At 70.0% G+C, this 17,123-nt stretch carries 14 protein-coding genes and 1 tRNA gene; 1 reads left to right on the top strand and 14 read right to left on the bottom strand.

Translation table 11 applies throughout. The features are described from left to right. Positions 1 to 14: 14 nt before the first annotated feature. From prmC to ACZ39I_RS14660, 12 genes are all read right to left on the bottom strand, one after another. Positions 15 to 860, bottom strand: a complete 846-nt coding sequence (prmC, locus tag ACZ39I_RS14715; protein WP_007384714.1) for a peptide chain release factor N(5)-glutamine methyltransferase — start codon at positions 858 to 860, stop codon at positions 15 to 17. A 39-nt stretch (positions 861 to 899) separates the two neighbouring features. Then, on the bottom strand, positions 900 to 1,976 hold the full coding sequence (gene prfA / locus ACZ39I_RS14710; protein ID WP_393600720.1) for a peptide chain release factor 1: 1,077 nt from the start codon (positions 1,974 to 1,976) through the stop codon (positions 900 to 902). Between the two features lie 103 nt (positions 1,977 to 2,079). Then, on the bottom strand, positions 2,080 to 2,298 hold the full coding sequence (gene rpmE / locus ACZ39I_RS14705; RefSeq protein WP_037721438.1) for a 50S ribosomal protein L31: 219 nt from the start codon (positions 2,296 to 2,298) through the stop codon (positions 2,080 to 2,082). A 163-nt stretch (positions 2,299 to 2,461) separates the two neighbouring features. After that, on the bottom strand, positions 2,462 to 3,568 hold the full coding sequence (locus tag ACZ39I_RS14700; RefSeq protein WP_467244798.1) for an LCP family protein: 1,107 nt from the start codon (positions 3,566 to 3,568) through the stop codon (positions 2,462 to 2,464). Positions 3,569 to 3,775: 207 nt separating this feature from the next. Continuing rightward, positions 3,776 to 5,575, bottom strand: a complete 1,800-nt coding sequence (locus ACZ39I_RS14695; protein ID WP_467244797.1) for a trypsin-like serine protease — start codon at positions 5,573 to 5,575, stop codon at positions 3,776 to 3,778. A 141-nt stretch (positions 5,576 to 5,716) separates the two neighbouring features. Further along, entirely contained in the window at positions 5,717 to 7,777 is a 2,061-nt protein-coding gene (gene rho / locus ACZ39I_RS14690; protein ID WP_467244796.1) for a transcription termination factor Rho, read from the bottom strand. 408 nt (positions 7,778 to 8,185) lie between these two features. After that, positions 8,186 to 9,115 carry a homoserine kinase gene (gene thrB, locus ACZ39I_RS14685; RefSeq protein ID WP_467244795.1) on the bottom strand — a complete coding sequence of 310 codons (930 nt, stop codon included), beginning with the start codon at positions 9,113 to 9,115 and terminating at the stop codon, positions 8,186 to 8,188. Positions 9,116 to 9,354: 239 nt separating this feature from the next. After that, entirely contained in the window at positions 9,355 to 10,413 is a 1,059-nt protein-coding gene (gene thrC, locus ACZ39I_RS14680; protein WP_280862558.1) for a threonine synthase, read from the bottom strand. A 6-nt stretch (positions 10,414 to 10,419) separates the two neighbouring features. Beyond that, positions 10,420 to 11,712, bottom strand: a complete 1,293-nt coding sequence (locus ACZ39I_RS14675) for a homoserine dehydrogenase (RefSeq protein ID WP_352391214.1) — start codon at positions 11,710 to 11,712, stop codon at positions 10,420 to 10,422. Between the two features lie 147 nt (positions 11,713 to 11,859). Continuing rightward, complete coding sequence (lysA, locus tag ACZ39I_RS14670) at positions 11,860 to 13,251, bottom strand: diaminopimelate decarboxylase (protein WP_467244794.1); 1,392 nt, start codon at positions 13,249 to 13,251, stop codon at positions 11,860 to 11,862. A gap of 25 nt (positions 13,252 to 13,276) precedes the next feature. Continuing rightward, a complete protein-coding gene (gene nrtL / locus ACZ39I_RS14665; protein WP_467244793.1) occupies positions 13,277 to 14,398 on the bottom strand; it encodes an ArgS-related anticodon-binding protein NrtL in 1,122 nt (373 codons plus the stop codon). Between the two features lie 147 nt (positions 14,399 to 14,545). After that, positions 14,546 to 14,986 carry a response regulator gene (locus ACZ39I_RS14660; RefSeq protein ID WP_467244792.1) on the bottom strand — a complete coding sequence of 147 codons (441 nt, stop codon included), beginning with the start codon at positions 14,984 to 14,986 and terminating at the stop codon, positions 14,546 to 14,548. 197 nt (positions 14,987 to 15,183) lie between these two features. Here ACZ39I_RS14660 and ACZ39I_RS14655 point away from each other — a divergent pair. Next, positions 15,184 to 15,255 (top strand) — tRNA-Arg (locus ACZ39I_RS14655). Positions 15,256 to 15,449: 194 nt separating this feature from the next. Here the strand turns inward: ACZ39I_RS14655 and ACZ39I_RS14650 are convergent. Together ACZ39I_RS14650 and ACZ39I_RS14645 are read right to left on the bottom strand one after the other, a co-directional pair. Beyond that, the gene (locus tag ACZ39I_RS14650) at positions 15,450 to 15,872 is read right to left on the bottom strand and encodes a hypothetical protein (RefSeq protein ID WP_467244791.1); all 423 of its coding nucleotides are present in this window, start codon (positions 15,870 to 15,872) and stop codon (positions 15,450 to 15,452) included. A 287-nt stretch (positions 15,873 to 16,159) separates the two neighbouring features. Continuing rightward, on the bottom strand, positions 16,160 to 17,098 hold the full coding sequence (locus tag ACZ39I_RS14645; RefSeq protein WP_467244790.1) for a MerR family transcriptional regulator: 939 nt from the start codon (positions 17,096 to 17,098) through the stop codon (positions 16,160 to 16,162). Between the last annotated feature and the right edge of the window lie 25 nt (positions 17,099 to 17,123).

The following is a 17,123-nucleotide window of genomic DNA, read 5'->3' as shown; positions in this document are numbered from 1 at the left end:
CTTGGGGGTGTGGCTCACGGCATCGCCCTGCGGGCCGTCGCGAACCGGGGGCGGTTGTTGAGGTCGGGGTGGTCGGCCGCGTCGGCCCAGCCCCGCTCCTCGGTGAAGATCCACGGCACCTGGCCGCCCTGGGTGTCGGCGTGCTCGATGACGACGACACCGCCCGGGCGCAGCAGCCGGTGTGCGGTCCGTTCCAGACCGCGGATGAGGTCGAGGCCGTCCTCCCCCGAGAACAGGGCGAGTTCGGGATCGTAGTCCCGCGCCTCGGGAGCGACGTACTCCCACTCGGTGAGCGGGATGTACGGCGGGTTGGAGATGACCAGGTCGACATGGCCGTCGAGGTCGCGGAAGGCGTCCAGGGCGTTGCCCTGCCGCAGGTCGACCCGGGACCCCTCGACGTTCTTGCGGGTCCACCGCAGGGCTTCCTCGGACAGCTCCACGGCGTGTACGCGGGAGCGCGGGACCTCCTGGGCGAGGGCGAGCGCGATGGCGCCGGAGCCTGTGCACAGGTCGACGATGCACGGCTCGACGACGTCCATCGCGCGCACCGCGTCTATGGCCCAGCCGACCACGGACTCGGTCTCGGGGCGCGGCACGAACACACCGGGCCCCACCTGGAGTTCGAGGTACCGGAAGTAGGCGAGGCCGGTGATGTGCTGGAGCGGCTCGCGCTGCTCACGGCGCGCGATGGTCTCCCAGTAGCGGGCGTCGAAGTCGGCGTCCTTCACGGAGTGCAGCTCGCCCCGCTTCACGCCGTGCACGAACGCGGCGAGCTCCTCCGCGTCGTTGCGCGGCGAGGGCACGCCGGCGTCGGCCAGCCGCTGGGTGGCCTGGGCCACCTCTGCGAGCAGCAGATTCACGCAAGTCCTCCGTGTCGTACTGGTGCGTGGGTACGCCTCTTACGCGGCCGCCAGCTTCGCTGCCGAGTCCGCGTCGACGCAGGCCTGGATCACCGCGTCGAGGTCGCCGTCCAGGACCTGGTCCAGGTTGTACGACTTGAAGCCGACACGGTGGTCCGAGATGCGGTTCTCCGGGTAGTTGTACGTACGGATCTTCTCGGAGCGGTCGACGGTGCGCACCTGGCTGCGCCGGGCGTCGGCGGCATTGCGCTCCGCCTCCTCCTGCGCCGCCGCGAGCAGCCTGGAGCGCAGGATACGCAAGGCCTGCTCCTTGTTCTGCAGCTGGCTCTTCTCGTTCTGGCAGGAGGCGACGACTCCGGTGGGAATGTGCGTGATGCGCACCGCGGAGTCGGTCGTGTTGACGGACTGCCCGCCAGGTCCGGAGGAGCGGTAGACGTCGATGCGCAGGTCGTTGGGGTTGATCTCGACCTCGACCTCCTCCGCCTCGGGGGTGACCAGCACACCGGCCGCGGAGGTGTGGATACGGCCCTGGGACTCGGTGGCCGGGACGCGCTGCACGCGGTGCACGCCGCCCTCGTACTTCATCCGGGCCCACACGCCCTGTCCGGGCTCGGTGGCGCCGTTTCCGCCCTTGGTCTTCACGGCGACCTGGACGTCCTTGTAGCCGCCCAGCTCGGACTCGGTGGCGTCGATGATCTCGGTCTTCCAGCCGACGCGCTCGGCGTAGCGCAGGTACATGCGCAGCAGGTCGCCGGCGAACAGCGCGGACTCGTCGCCGCCCGCGCCCGCCTTGATCTCGAGGATGACGTCCTTGTCGTCGCTGGGGTCGCGCGGGACGAGGAGAAGCCGCAGCTTCTCCGTCAGCACGTCGCGGGCCTTCTCCAGCTCCTTGACCTCGGCGGCGAACTCCGGGTCGTCGGCGCCCAGTTCGCGCGCGGTCTCGATGTCGTCGCCGGTCTGCTTCCAGGAGCGGTACGTGGCGACGATCGGGGTGAGCTCGGCGTAGCGCTTGTTCAGCTTGCGCGCGTTGGCCTGGTCGGAGTGGACCGACGGGTCGGCGAGCTTCTTCTCCAGGTCGGCGTGCTCACCGACGAGTTCCTCGACGGCCTCGAACATCTCTGGGCTCCTGTACTGCGGATGAAGGGGGAAGGCGGGCGACCAAAAACGCCGGTCCCGGCGCACTCCGAGGAGTGCGGCGTGGACCGGCGCTGGTGGCTCGCTACTTCTTGGCAGCAGCCTTGCCGAAGCGGGCCTCGAAGCGGGCCACACGGCCACCGGTGTCGAGGATCTTCTGCTTGCCCGTGTAGAACGGGTGGCACTCGGAGCAGACCTCGGCGCGGATGGTGCCGCTCTGGATCGTGCTACGGGTGGTGAACGACGCGCCACAGGTGCAGCTGACCTGCGTCTCGACGTACTCGGGGTGGATGTCGCGCTTCAAGGTGTCTCCTAGTTTCGGGAGGGCGCCGGGTCGCCGCCGCGGGCTGCGGGAGCGTGAACCGGGACCGACGTACCAGTCTGCCAGCACTGGCCGCATCCCCCAAAACGAGGGGGCGCCGCGATCTATTCCCCGCCCGCGGCGGACGCCCCCGGCAGACGCGGTCCTACGACGTGACGACGCCCTTGGCCTGGCCCGTCGCGGTGCCTGCCGTGGCCGACTTCGGGATCGGCCGGTCGTTCTCCAGGGCCGTCCAGATCTGCTTGGCCTTGGTCTGCTGCACGAGGACCCGGTTCGGGTTCGCCGGGTCGTAGCGAACCGGCAGGGTGACCATGGTCATGTTCGAGTCGCTGATGTGCTTGAGGCCGCTCGCGAAGGAGACCAGGGAGTTGACCGAGCCGAGGTCGGAGTCGGTGGTGACGGCCTTGGTGGCGGTGTCGGCGAGGTCGTAGAGCTTCTTGGGGCTGGTCAGCACGCCGACGCTCTTGACCTGCTTGACCAGCGCCTTGATGAAGGCCTGCTGGAGCTGGATCCGGCCGAGGTCGGAGCCGTCGCCGACGCCGTGCCGGGTGCGGACGAGACCGAGGGCCTGCTCGCCGTCGAGCTGGTGGGTGCCGGCCTTCAGGTTCAGGTGGCTGTCGGTGTCCTTGATGTTCGCGGTCGTGGTGACCTTGACCCCGCCGAGTTCGTCGACCAGCTTCTCGAAGCCGCTGAAGTCGACCTCCAGGTAGTGGTCCATGCGGATGTCGGTCATGGCCTCGACGGTCTTGACGGCACAGGCCGCGCCACCGGTCGTATAGGCGGAGTTGAACATGACGTCCGACGCGGCGTCGTGCTCCTTGCCGTCGGTGTCGGTGCACTGGGGGCGGTCGATCAGGGTGTCGCGCGGGATGGAGACCACGGTGGCCTTCCTGTGGCCCTCGTACACGTGGATGACCATCGCGGTGTCGGAGCGGGCGCTGCCGTCGTCGGTGCCGCCGCCGAGCTTCCTGTTGGAGCCGGAGCGGGTGTCGGAGCCCAGGACGAGGATGTTCTCGGAGCCGTTGTCGGCCTTCGTGGGCCGCTCACTGCCGAGGACCTGGTCGATGTCGACGCTCTTGATGTTGCCGTTGAGCTTGAAGTACACGTAGCCGGCCCCGGTGCCGCCCACCACGACGATCCCCGCGGCGACCCACGCCATGATCAGCAGGCCCTTGCGGCCCCTGCTGCGGGGTGTGCGGCGACGTCCCTTGCCGCCCGGTTCTCCGGGTATCGGCGCGCTCTCGGCTGACATGTGCTCCTCGAATCTCGTCCGGTCGGTTACCCCCTGTTTTCAGGGTCAGACGTGGTCATCAAAAGACCCGTACCGCACCATGGTCGCTCCGCCTGGTCGGACGGGGATACTCGAGAAAGGGTTGCACAACGCGCTGTGACCACCACGTGGAGCGGTGGTCACAGCGCGTCACTGAAGCATCAGGGCAAGCCCTGCTCACCAGTGGTTTCAGCCAAAGATGTCGTACTGCTGGAAGCCGGTCCCCACGGTGGTCCTTGTGGCGAAGATCTCGCTGGTGGCCTTGCCGGTGCCCTTGTACAGATAGAGCGTGCCGCCCGGGGTGCGGGCCACCAGGTCGGCCCTGCCGTCGCCGGTGATGTCACCGACGGCGTCGAAGGCGTTGTAGCCGCTCCAGTTGGTGCGCACCTTGACCCGGGCCGCGAAGACGCCGGTGCCGGACTTGCCGGTGCCCTTGTACAGGTAGAGATCGCCGGTGCTCTTGTTGCGGGCGAGGACGTCCGCCTTGCCGTCGCCGGTGAAGTCGCCGTGGCCGAGCAGCAGGTTGTACTGGCTCCAGCCGCCGCCGACCCTGACCCGGGCCGCGAAGCTGCCGTCGCCCTTGCCCGGGTAGATCCACAGGACGCCCGCGGAGTCCACCGAGAGCAGGTCGGGCTTGTAGTCGCCGGTGACATCGCCGGGGGTGAGGATCCGGGTGCGGGTCTTCCAGTCGGTGAAGACCTTCTTCGGGTCGGCCCAGGCGCCGGTGGCGGGGAGGAACCGCAGCCAGTAGACGTCACCGGTGGCGGAGACGCGGTACAGCAGGTCCTGGTAGCCGTCCCTGTCGAGGTCGGTCTGCCGGACCAGGTTCACGCCGTTCCAGTCGCCCCAGGACTGCCGGGCGGCCAGGGTGGTGCCCTTGGAGTCCAGCTCGTAGCCGACCTTGGTGGAGGAGTTGCGCACCCACAGGTCGGCCTTGTGGTCGAAGCTGAGGTTGGTGTCGTCGACGCGCGGGTAGGCGGCGCCGACGTACTTGCTGACCTTGGTGAAGACGCTGTAGGCGCCCTTGGCCACGCAGTCCGTCACGTTCCAGGAGACGACGCCGACGATCCGCCCGTTGACGACGAGGGGGCCGCCGGAGTCACCGCTGCAGATGGCGGTCGTACCGGAGTCCCGGCCGCTGGCCGGCGGGCCGGCGCAGGTCATGTGCCCCTTGATGAACCAGGAGCCGTAGGCCGCGGCGCAGGTCGCGTCCGACTTGATGGGCAGGGTGGCCGTCTTCAGCGTCGGGGAGACGGCGTCGCTGGTGGAGCTGGTGCGGCCCCAGCCGTAGACCTTGGCGGCCTTGGCGCCGGCCGTGGCGGGGTCGTACGAGGCGGTGTCGGTGGACGTCGTCATACGGATCGGGGTGGCCTTGACGGGCTTCGCCAGGGTCAGGACCGCGATGTCGTTGTCGATGGTGTCCGCGTTGTACGACGGGTGGTACCACTGCCGCAGCACGCCCGTGGCGGTACCGCCGTGCAGGTCGCCGTCCTCGGAGAGGAGCTGGGTGGCCCCGGTGACCACGAAGCCGCCCTTGGCCCAGTCGGCGCCCTTGACGCAGTGCGCGGCGGTGAGGATCTTCGTCGGCGCGACGACGGCGCCGCCGCAGAAGAACCCGGTGTCGTCGCTGGTGTCCGTGGTGCCCTGGTCGTCGGTGTACCAGAGCTGGGCCATCCAGGGGGCGGAGCTGATGGTGGTCGTCGTACCGCCGATGATCATCGGCGAGACGGTGGAGTCGACCGTGCCACCGCTCGTCGGCGTCCGGGTCGCGGTGCGGGAGGTGCCCACGACCGCGGCTGCCTGGGCGATCCGCTGCTTCAGCTCGGCCTGCGACGGCGTGGACGCGGTGGCGGCGGCGGCCTTGGCCGGTGCGTGTGGCTCGGGCACGACGGTGGCGGCATTCGCGGACGTGGCCAGCAGCGCGGCGGCCACGGCGACGGGCAGAGCGATCCGCAGCCGACGTCTGTGGCGCCCAGCGCCTCCGGACATGGATATGCCCATGCAAGTCCCCCCAGGGATCAGAAGATCGGAGATCGAAAATTCGACCGAAGAGCGTGATCGTAACCCGGCAGGACACACCGAAAAGGGCCGCCCCCTGAAACAGGGGGCGGCCCTTTCGAAGGCTTTGCCTCAGTCGCCGTTGCCCGGCATCGGCGTCGTCTTCTGGATCTGCAGCAGGAACTCGCCGTTCGACTTCGTCTGCTTCATCTTGTCGAGCAGCAGCTCGATCGCCTGCTGGGAGTCGAGCGCGTGCAGGACCCGGCGCAGCTTCCAGGTGATGGCGAGCTCGTCGCTGCCGAGCAGCAGCTCTTCCTTACGGGTGCCGGACGCGTCGACGTCCACCGCCGGGAAGACGCGCTTGTCGGCGAGCTTGCGGTCGAGCTTGAGCTCGGCGTTGCCGGTGCCCTTGAACTCCTCGAAGATGACCTCGTCCATGCGGGACCCGGTGTCCACCAGCGCGGTGGCGAGGATGGTCAGCGAGCCGCCGTCCTCGATGTTGCGGGCCGCACCGAAGAAGCGCTTCGGCGGGTACAGGGCGGTCGAGTCGACACCACCGGACAGGATGCGGCCGGAGGCGGGCGCGGCGAGGTTGTACGCACGGCCCAGTCGCGTGATCGAGTCGAGCAGGACGACCACGTCGTGGCCCAGCTCCACCAGCCGCTTGGCGCGCTCGATGGCGAGCTCGGCGACCATGGTGTGGTCCTCGGCCGGGCGGTCGAAGGTCGAGGAGATGACCTCGCCCTTGACCGACCGCTGCATGTCGGTGACCTCTTCCGGACGCTCGTCGACCAGGACGACCATCAGGTGGCACTCGGGGTTGTTGTGCGTGATCGCGTTGGCGATCGCCTGCATGATCATGGTCTTGCCGGTCTTCGGCGGGGCCACGATCAAACCACGCTGGCCCTTACCGATCGGCGCGACGAGGTCGATGATGCGGGTGGTGAGGATGCCGGGGTCCGTCTCCAGGCGGAGGCGGTCCTGCGGGTACAGCGGCGTCAGCTTGTTGAACTCCGGGCGGCCACGGCCGTGTTCGGGCGCCATACCGTTGACGGAGTCGAGACGCACCAGCGCGTTGAACTTCTCGCGCCGCTCGCCTTCCTTGGGCTGACGGACCGCGCCGGTGATGTGATCGCCCTTGCGCAGGCCGTTCTTGCGGACCTGGGCGAGGGAGACGTACACGTCGTTCGGCCCGGGCAGGTAGCCCGACGTACGGATGAAGGCGTAGTTGTCGAGGATGTCCAGGATGCCGGCGACCGGGATCAGGACGTCGTCCTCGTTGATCTGCGGCTCGGGGGTGCCGCCCATCTCGTCGCGGCCACGGCGGCCACGGCGGTCCCGGTAACGGCCCCGGCGGCCGCGGCGGCCGCCCTCGAAGTCGTCGTCGTCCTGCGGGCCGTTGTCGCGCTGCTGCCGGTCCTGGCGGTCCGGACGGCCACTGCCCTGCTGCTGGTTCTGCTGCTGGCGCTGACCGCCGCCCTGGCTCGGCTGGTCGTCGCTCTTGCGACGCTCCCCGCGGTCGCCACGCTCCGCGCGGTCGCCCCGCTCACCGCGGTCACGGCCTCGGTCGCGGTCACGGCGGTCGCGGCGGCCACGGCTGTCGCCGTCACCGGCGTCGCCCTGCGGCTGCTGCTGCGCCGGCGTCTCGGCCTTGGGCTCGCTCTTCGCCTCGGCCACGACAGTCTCGGGGCTGCCCGCGGGGGCGCCCGCCTCGGCGGTGGCACGGCGGCGACGGCGCTCGGCGGGAGCGTCGTCCGCCCCGCGCTCGGCGGCCGGCTGGCCGGGAATCTCGATCTGCTGCTGGGCCACGGCCTTCTCGGCGGGGGCCTCGGCCTTCGCCGCCGCGTTCTTCTCGGCGGCGTCGCCGGTGCGGGCCTTGGAGGTGGCGCGGCGCTTCGGCTTGGTCTCGGTGGCGTCGCCGGCGGGCGAGGATGCGGCCTTGGGAGCCGCGGCACCTCCCCCGGCCTGCGCTTCCTTGATGACCTCGATGAGCTGGCTCTTGCGCATACGCCCGGTGCCCTTGATACCGAGGCCGGAGGCGACCTGCTGCAGCTCGGCCAGCACCATGCCGTCGAGGCCGGTACCGCGGCGCCGCCGGGAGCCGGCACCGGTGGCAGGCGCGGAGGCGTCCGTGGAGGGCGCGGCAGCGGTCTCCTCGACACGTGCGCCCATCAGATCGGTGGTGTCGCTCACGAAGGGTCCTTCCCTGGAGCGGACGTCGGCCTGTCTGGCTCGGCGACCGTTTGTGCTGTCCGACGGCGGTCCCATCCTTGTGGACCGTGCCGGGGCGGTGGTCCGCCGGAACGGCGGAGGAATGTGGTGACGGCGCTTCCGAGAGCCGTGGCACTGAGTGTCCGTGTCACGTGGCTTGGTCACACCGGTTCCGGAGCGTGCCCGGCGAGTCGCTCAGTGCTCGCGTACGAGGTACTGCCCATGTACGTCGTACGGAACGCTGTGCGGCTTGGGAGGCTCCCGGAAGAATGTCTGTCCCGGACGGGGACGTGAAGCACCTCGCCATGGTGGGGTCGGGTGCAGACTTGAGATTAACACTACCGGATCCAACAAACATTCCCCCTCTCGAAATCCGGCACACGCCGGATCTCAGATGTCACTGGCGGCCGCGAGCGGGAGCACACAGGCCCCCCGGGCGTCGAGGTCCAGCCGGTTGGCGGCCCAGCCCCCGCCCGCCAGATGGGCCACCTTGTCGGCGCTGTCCGCGTCGGCCAGCGCGAGCACGGTGGGCCCTGCCCCTGAGATGACTGCCGGGACTCCGTCGGCCCGCAGCCGCTCCACCAGTGCGGCGCTCTCCGGCATGGCGGGAGCGCGGTACTCCTGGTGGAGGCGGTCCTCGGTGGCCGGCAGCAGCAGCTCGGGGCGCCTGGTGAGGGCCTCGACGAGCAGCGCGGCACGGCCGGCGTTGGCGGCGGCGTCGACGTGCGGCACGGTGCGCGGGAGCAGTCCGCGCGCGGTCTCGGTCAGGACGGGCTTTCCGGGCACGAAAACCACCGGAACGATGGAATCGGCGGGCTCCATCCTGATCGCCCGCGCGGCGCCGGCCTCCATCCAGGAGAGCGTGAAACCGCCGAGCAGACAGGCCGCCACGTTGTCGGGGTGGCCCTCGATCTCGGTGGCGAGCTCCAGGAGCGCGGTGTCGTCGAGCCGGGCCTCGCCGCCTATGGTCACGGCGCGCGCGGCGACGATTCCGGCGCAGATGGCGGCCGAGGAGGAGCCGAGGCCCCGGCCGTGCGGGATGCGGTTGGCGCAGACGATCTCCAGGCCGCGCGGCTGGCCGCCCAGCAGATCGAAGGCGGTGCGCAGGGAGCGTACGAGCAGGTGGTTCTCGTCGCGCGGGAGCGTCTCGCTCCCCTCCCCCGCGATGTCGATGTGCAGCCCTGAGTCGGCCACCCGGACGACGACGTCGTCGTAGAGCCCCAGCGACAGGCCCAGGGCGTCGAAGCCCGGGCCGAGGTTGGCGCTGGTGGCGGGGACGCGCACCCGGACGGCGGCGGCACGGAAGGCGGGACCGGCCATCTCTCGATGACTCTCCTTGAGCTGCGTGATTGTCGAATGACATTCGATGACATCCGATGACGTACGAAGACCCTGCGGGCCGCGGAGACGACACGGCACCCCGCTGTACGCGAGGGCATATGCAGCGGGCGGGTTCGGTACAGCCTATCGAAGGAAGGTTCTGTGGCGACATAGGGCGCACAGGAGGCGCACGATGCGTGTCGTAAGCCCCCTGTGCACCCCTCGCGGGGATTCCCTGCTCAGGCGAGCCCGAGGCGCTCGGCCGCCGTGGCCGCGTCGACCGGGACGGTGACCGGCTGCGGGGCGCCCGCGACGGCCCAGTCGGGGTCCTTGAGGCCGTTGCCGGTGACCGTGCACACGATGCGCTGGCCCGGGTCGACCTTGCCCTGCTCGGCGGCCTTCAGCAGACCGGCCACGGAGGCGGCGGAGGCGGGCTCCACGAAGACACCCTCCTGGGCGGCCAACAGCCGGTAGGCGCGCAGGATCTCACGGTCCGTCACCTCGTCGATGAACCCGCCGGACTCCTCCTTCGCCGCGAGGGCGTACTGCCAGGAGGCGGGGTTGCCGATGCGGATGGCGGTGGCGATGGTCGAGGGGTCCTTGACGACCTCGCCGCGCACGATCGGGGCACTGCCGGAGGCCTGGAAGCCCCACATCCGGGGTGTCTTGGCGGCCACCCCGTCGGCGGCGTACTCCTTGTAGCCCTTCCAGTACGCGGTGATGTTGCCGGCGTTGCCCACGGGCAGGACGTGGATGTCGGGCGCGTCGCCGAGCATGTCGACGATCTCGAAGGCGGCGGTCTTCTGGCCCTCGATGCGCACCGGGTTGACCGAATTGACCAGCGCCACCGGGTAGTTGTCACTCAGCGCGCGGGCCAGGGTGAGGCAGTCGTCGAAGTTTCCGTCGACCTGGAGGATCTTCGCGCCGTGGATGAGGGCCTGCCCCATCTTGCCGAGCGCGATCTTGCCGCGCGGCACCAGCACGGCGGAGACCATGCCCGCGCGTACGGCGTAGGCGGCGGCGCTCGCCGAGGTGTTGCCGGTGGAGGCGCAGATGACCGCCTTCGCGCCCTCCTCCTTGGCCCGCGTGATGGCCATGGTCATGCCCCGGTCCTTGAAGGACCCGGTGGGGTTGGCGCCCTCCACCTTGAGGTGGACCTCGCACCCGGTGCGCTCGGAGAGCACCTGCGCGGGCACGAGGGGCGTGCCGCCCTCGCGGAGCGTCACGACCGGCGTGGTGTCGGAGACGGGCAGCCGGTCCCGGTACTCCTCGATGATTCCGCGCCACTGGTGGGTCATTGCTCGTTACTCTCCTTCAACCCGCATGATGCTGGCGACACCCCGCACGGTGTCGAGCTTGCGCAACGCCTCGACGGTCCCGTTCAGGGCGGCGTCGGACGCGCGGTGCGTGACGACGACGAGAGATGCCTCGCCGTCCTTCCCCTGCTGCCGAACGGTATCGATGGACACCCCGTGCTCGGCGAACACGGTGGCGACCTGGGCGAGAACACCCGGTTTGTCGGCCACGTCCAGGCTGATGTGGTAGCGCGTGACGACCTCGCCCATGCCCGAGACGGTCAGGGCGGCGTACGCGGACTCACCGGGTCCGGTCGTGCCGCTGAGCCGGTTGCGGCAGACGGCGACGAGGTCGCCGAGGACGGCGGAGGCGGTGGGGGCGCCGCCCGCGCCCGGGCCGTAGAACATCAGCTGCCCGGAGGCGTCCGACTCCACGAACACGGCGTTGTACGCGCCCCGCACCGAGGCCAGCGGATGCGTGAGCGGGATCATCGCGGGGTGCACGCGCGCGGTGACGGACTGCCCGTCCTCGGCCCGCTCGCAGATGGCGAGGAGCTTGATGGTGCAGCCCATGTTCTTCGCGGAGGCGAAGTCGGAGGCGGTGACCTCGGTCATGCCCTCGCGGTAGACGTCGTCGAGGCGCACGCGCGTGTGGAAGGCGATCCCGGCGAGGATGGCGGCCTTGGCGGCGGCGTCGAACCCCTCGACGTCGGCGGTCGGGTCGGCTTCCGCGTACCCGAGGGCGGTGGCCTCGTCGAGGGCCTCCTGATAGCCGGCCCCGGTGCTGTCCATCTTGTCGAGGATGAAGTTCGTGGTCCCGTTGACGATGCCGAGCACCCGGTTGACCTTGTCACCGGCGAGGGACTCGCGCAGCGGACGGATCAGCGGGATGGCACCGGCGACGGCGGCCTCGTAGTAGAGGTCCTTGCCGTGCTGTCCGGCCGCCGCGTGCAGGGCGGCACCGTCCTGGGCGAGGAGGGCCTTGTTGGCGGAGACGACGGAGGCGCCGTGCTCGAAGGCGGCGGTGATGAGGGAACGCGCGGGCTCGATGCCCCCGATGACCTCGACCACCACGTCGATGTCCCCGCGTTTGACGAGGGCGGTGGCGTCGGTGGTGACGAGTTCCTGCGCGATGCCCTCACGCACCTTGGAGGGCCGCCGCACGGCGACCCCCGCGAGCTCCACGGGGGCGCCGATGCGGGCGGCGAGGTCGTCGGCGTGCGTCGTCATGATGCGCGCCACCTCTGAGCCGACCACTCCACAGCCCAGCAGCGCCACCTTCAGCGGACGCGTACGCATCATCCGACCTCGTTTCCTCATACCGTCTACGGTGGACCCAGTCTCACTCACCGGACGGGAGTTTCTGCCCCTGGTCCGGATGATGAGACATCTATTTCATTTGCACGGGGGTGGAAGACCGTAGATCTTCCGTTCTTTCTCTATAGGGGCTCATCCGACGTCGAGCCGCAGAAGGTCCTCCTCCGTCTCGCGGCGGACGATGACCCGGGACTCGCCGTCGCTGACGGCGACGACCGGCGGGCGCAGCACGTGGTTGTAGTTGCTCGCCATGGACCGGCAGTAGGCGCCCGTCGCCGGTACGGCGATGAGGTCACCCGGTGCCAGGTCGGCCGGCAGGAACGCGTCCTTGACCACGATGTCCCCGCTCTCGCAGTGCTTGCCGACGACCCGGGCGAGCATGGGCTCGGCGTCACTGGTCCTGGACACGAGGGCGACGGTGTACTCGGCGTCGTACAGCGCGGTACGGATGTTGTCCGACATCCCGCCGTCGACGGAGACGTAGGTGCGCAGCCCGTCGAGGGGCTTGATCGTCCCGACCTCGTAGAGCGTGAAGGCGGTCGGCCCGACGATGGCGCGTCCCGGCTCGACGGAGATCCTCGGGGTGCGCAGCCTGGCGGACTCGCACTCCCTCGTCACGATCTCGGTGAGCGCCTTGGCGATCTCGTGCGGCTCGCGGGGGTCGTCGTCGCTGGTGTACGCGATCCCCAGCCCGCCGCCGAGGTCGATCTCGGGCAGCTCGACACCGTGCTCGTCACGGACGTCCTTGAGCAGCCCGACCACTCGATGGGCCGCGACCTCGAAGCCGGACATGTCGAAGATCTGCGACCCGATGTGGGAGTGGATGCCGATGAGCTCCAGCCCGTCGAGCTGCAGCGCCCGCCGCACGGCCTCGGCGGCCTGTCCGCCGGCGAGCGGGATGCCGAACTTCTGGTCCTCGTGGGCGGTGGCGATGAACTCGTGGGTGTGCGCCTCGACGCCGACGGTGACCCGGATCTGGACGCGCTGTCGCTTGCCGAGTCCCTGCGCGATGTGGGCGACGCGGACGATCTCCTGGAAGGAGTCGAGGACGATGCGTCCGACGCCGCTCTCGATGGCCCTGGTGATCTCTTCGCTGGACTTGTTGTTGCCGTGGAAGGCGATGCGGTCGGCGGGCATGCCGGCGGAGAGGGCGGTGGCGAGCTCACCCCCGGAGCACACGTCCAGGTTGAGCCCTTCCTCGTGCAGCCAGCGCACGACGGCTCGCGACAGGAACGCCTTGCCGGCGTAGAAGACGTCGGCGTCGGCCCCGAAGGCACCGCGCCACGCCCGCGCCCGCGCCCGGAAGTCGGCTTCGTCGAGGATGTAGGCGGGGGTGCCGTGCTGTTCGGCGAGGGTCTTGACGTCGATGCCGCCGACGGTGACGACACCGTCGCTGTCACGGCCGACCGTCTGGGCCCAGACCTTGGGGTCGAGGGTGTTGAGGTCGGAGGGCGGGGCGGAGTAGTGCCCCTCGGGGAGGACGTCGGCGTGACGGGGCCCGGCGGGATGTGCGGAACGGCTCATGTTCTCGGATGGCTTTCTGTGCGCGTCACAGGTGTTCGGGTGCGTCGATGCCGAGCAGGGACAGGCCACCGGCCAGCACCGCCCCGGCGGCTTCGGCGAGCGCGAGCCGGGCACGGTGGGCGGCCGAGGGTTTCTCCGCACCGCGCGGAAGAACGGCAGCGAGAAGGGGGAGCACGGCATCGGCGACGGTGACGAGATGCCGGGCCAGGCGGTCGGGAGCGTGGTGGGCGGCGGCGGCCTGGAGGACACGGGGGTGATCGGCGAGGGCGTTCCGCAGGGGCGTCGTCGTGTCGTTTACGACGGTTTCCGGTACGGCGCCTTCTGGTACGGCCGGCTCTGCGCCCCGTGGGTTCGCGTTGCCGGGCTCGGCGTGGAAGCCCAGGTCGGCGGCGTTGCGGGTGAGGGCCCGGGTGCGGGCGTGGGCGTAACGGACCCGGAAGAGAGGGTTGCTCTCGCGCTGGACCAGGTGGTCGGCGGTGATGCGGGGCCGGTCGTGGGGGGCCGGGTGGAGGAGCGCCCAGCGGGCGGCGTCGCGGCCGAGGGGGAGGGGGTCGATGTCGGCCGGTACGGGTCGTACGTCGACGTCGAGGGGGGCGGGCGCGTCGGGGGTGCGGGGAGCGCCCGGGGTGCCGTGTGTGTGGACTTCGGCGCCAAGGAGGTCGGTCCACCCCGCCTCCGGGCGGGCGGCGCAGTGGGTGCGGACGAGGGCGCCCTGAGAGCGCAGGAGGCGGGCGACGGCGTCCATCACGACGACGGCGCGGACTTCGTGGGGCGCGTGCAGGTGCACTAGCCGGCCAGTGGGCCGGTCGGCATGGCCGTACCGCTCTCCGAGTCGGAGGATCTCCCGTACGAGGGCGTCCTGGTCCCCGCGAAGGCTGATGTTGAGGAACCCGGGCCCGGTGACGACGACGTCGCGGATGCCGTCGCTGTGCGCGAGGCGCCGCCGGAGGATCTCGGCGACGCCGAGGGCCGGCTGCCCGGCGGGCCGGGCGAGCTGGAGGGCCACGTTGGTGGCGTAGTCACCACAGCCGCCGGCCCCGGGAGGCATGACCTTGACCTGCCCCGGCACGACGACGTCCAGCTCCCCGTCGTCGACAGCGCGACGCACCGCGCGCAGCACGGTACGGGAGAGCTCGACGGGGGTCACGGGACAAGCGTATGGGAGGAGGGGGGTGGGGAGACCAGCGGGTTTGGGTGGGGTCCGGCATGTGGGACGGCGAGTGAGCCCGGCGTCGGGTATGTCGGTGTACTTGGGGAGAGGTGGGTGTCACTGCGAGCCGGTGCTCGTGTGGGCTCAGCCGCCGGCGTGACCGGCGGGCTCGGTCTCCCCGCCCCCGAGGACACCCCCTACAAGAGGGGAGTCACCCTCCCCGGAGCCCCGCACCTCCCGGCTCCTCTCCACCAACTGCCGTACGAGCCGCACGAGTTCGGCGGGCTCGAAGGGCTTGGCGAGGAAGGCGTCGACGCCGACGTCGAGACCGCTGTCGACCTCGTGCTGCGTACAGGCGCTGACGATGGCGAGGGGAAGGTGAGCCGTCCGGGGGTCGGAACGCAGCTGTGCGGCGGTCCGCAGTCCGTCCAGCCGGGGCATGACCACATCGAGGGTCACGACATCGGGACGCACCTGATGAACCACATCCAGACACTCGACACCATCGGCCGCGGTCACGACCTCGAGACCCTCCAGCTCGAGATTGACCCTGATCAACTGCCGGATGACCTTGTTGTCGTCCACAACAAGCACCCGACCCGACGCGCCTGGCACAACTCGAGAGTAGGTGCGGACCGGCCACCGCGTCCGGGTTTTCCCCACTTCCACCCCGTGCGGGGGACCCACGCTCCCGTGGGCCCCGACAAACCCGTTCCTGATCACCCCGAGGGAGCTGGTAGTGTTCTGTCCGTCGCCGCGAGCCACCAGCTCGACACCGACACGCCCCCGTAGCTCAGGGGATAGAGCAACGGCCTCCGGAGCCGTGTGCGCAGGTTCGAATCCTGCCGGGGGCACCCTTCATACGGTGCCCAAAGACCCCGTCACCAGCGGAAACGCTGAGGCCGGGGTCTTCGCGTATGTGCAGTCAGGCCGCAGGTCCGTGGACTATCTGTGGACACGATCTTGAGGCGTTGTCCCTGGTCAGCCTCGGGAACTTCGAAGGCCCCCCGACGCATCCAGAGACCGCACCGTCCAGAGGGGCCGTTCGCTAGTCGGCCGTGACGCCCCAGTAGCCGATCTTCTCGGGTCGGCCGTCACGGTAGAGAACCGTGCAGTTTCCTTGGGCCCGGCCCGGGAAGGCCAGCCGCTCGGAATCGAGGGCGTCGTCCCACTCCTCGTATGTGGGCCGGCCTTGGGGAGCCCACGCGCGCACTTCATCGTCAGTCAGCGGCCGCATGAACGGACCATCGTCGGTATCCGCGGCATCGATCATGAGGGGGAAGTCCAACACCGTGCCCGTGCCGCCAGTGAAGATGTACTCCTGCCACTCCGGGTCGCGCCACAGTTCGTCGATGGATCGACCTACGAAACCGTGGTTGTCCTGTACCAGGGTCTCTTCCTGAGCCTGCCGGAATGCGACCGTCAGGTCCCGCTGATACGGGCCGGTGTGGCTCCACTCGTTGCCGCCCATCGTCGTCCCCTCCCCATGTGAACTGCTCGGACCTAACCGCAGGGTAGGAGACGGCACCGACAGCGCACCGCTCTTGATCATTCGAAACTCGCGCAACAGCTCTTCGTTCCTGGCGCTGCCGGCCTCCGGACCTCGACGCTGTTGCCCGCACGTTCGGCGACCTCAGTTGCGTCGACACCGGAGTTGAGCCAAGTCGGCAGCGCCGAGTGCCGGGGGTCGTACGGACGGAGGCGAACGGGGGGGGCGAAGTGCCGCGGGCAGGATGGGGCTGGGCAGCGGGGAACCGGTCATTGCTGTGTCCGGACGCGCAGAGCCTGGACGGACCAGTCGAACACCGGCGCCAGACTCTCCGGGGCCGGCCAGCCGTTGACCACTGCGAGCAGTTGGAGGTACCGCTCCCTGCGGGGGTCGTTCACGCTCTCCAGCCGAGTCGCCAGCCGGCGGCGAAGCTCGACGTCGTCGGGGCGGCCGAGGAGGTGCGCGCAGTGCACCGTGAACGCCGCGACGATCGGATCGGCCTGGGGCGAGGCCGGGTCGATGCCGGCTGCCAGGGCCGGGCCGACCTGGTCACGGACGACTGCGGCGATGTCCTGGCGCGGAACCATCGTGTCGCTGTGGGCCTGCTCGGCTGCCTGGTCCTCGACCATCCGCCGCACGACGGTGCGGAAATCCGGGTCCAGGGAAAGTTCGGCCAACTCCACCCACGCCTGGACTTGTTCCGTCTCAGGGTTGTCGGGCAGCTCGGGGGTCATCGAGCGCATGGCCCCCGCGAATGCGGGAGCGGCGTCAAGACCGCCGAAGACAGCGTCGAGGAAATCGCCGATCAGACGTCGGCGTTCGTCCTCGGAAAGCTGGGCCAACCGGTGCATGAGTTCTGTCTCCTCAGGGGTGGACCCGCGCTCGGCCACCGCCGTCAGCACCGCGCGCCGCAGACCCAGGACGCGGATCTCAACTGCCAGTGCTGCGGCGTGCGCCCTCGCGACCTCGGGAAGCGAGAGCTCGCGGTCCACGACCTTGCGGATCGTGGGAAGGTCCAGTCCCAGCTCGCGCAGGGTCCGCACGAGGTCCAGGCGTGCGACGGCGTCCATGCTGTAGAGGCGGTAGCCGGCCGGGCTGCGGTCCGTCGGCGCCACGATTCCGCGATCGGAGTAGAACCGAATGGTCTTGACCGTGAGACCGGTCCGCCGAGCGAGCTCGCCGATCGAGTAGAGCGTGTCGCCGTCCATGCCCCCACCTTTGTGTCTCCCTCTA

This window comes from Streptomyces sp. NPDC024687 (assembly GCF_055559055.1).
The sequence above is the reverse complement of the archived record's forward strand: the minus strand, read 5'-3'. Positions and strand labels throughout refer to the sequence as shown.

Excerpts from the sequence above, each read along its gene's own strand:
- prfA (WP_393600720.1), bottom strand. The coding sequence starts at position 1,976 with ATGTTCGAGGCCGTCGAGGAACTCGTCGGTGAGCACGCCGACCTGGAG.
- ACZ39I_RS14700 (WP_467244798.1), bottom strand. The coding sequence starts at position 3,568 with ATGTCAGCCGAGAGCGCGCCGATACCCGGAGAACCGGGCGGCAAGGGA.
- ACZ39I_RS14695 (WP_467244797.1), bottom strand. The coding sequence starts at position 5,575 with ATGTCCGGAGGCGCTGGGCGCCACAGACGTCGGCTGCGGATCGCTCTG.
- thrB (WP_467244795.1), bottom strand. The coding sequence starts at position 9,115 with ATGGCCGGTCCCGCCTTCCGTGCCGCCGCCGTCCGGGTGCGCGTCCCC.
- thrC (WP_280862558.1), bottom strand. The coding sequence starts at position 10,413 with ATGACCCACCAGTGGCGCGGAATCATCGAGGAGTACCGGGACCGGCTG.
- ACZ39I_RS14675 (WP_352391214.1), bottom strand. The coding sequence starts at position 11,712 with ATGATGCGTACGCGTCCGCTGAAGGTGGCGCTGCTGGGCTGTGGAGTG.
- lysA (WP_467244794.1), bottom strand. The coding sequence starts at position 13,251 with ATGAGCCGTTCCGCACATCCCGCCGGGCCCCGTCACGCCGACGTCCTC.
- ACZ39I_RS14650 (WP_467244791.1), bottom strand. The coding sequence starts at position 15,872 with ATGGGCGGCAACGAGTGGAGCCACACCGGCCCGTATCAGCGGGACCTG.
- ACZ39I_RS14645 (WP_467244790.1), bottom strand. The coding sequence starts at position 17,098 with ATGGACGGCGACACGCTCTACTCGATCGGCGAGCTCGCTCGGCGGACC.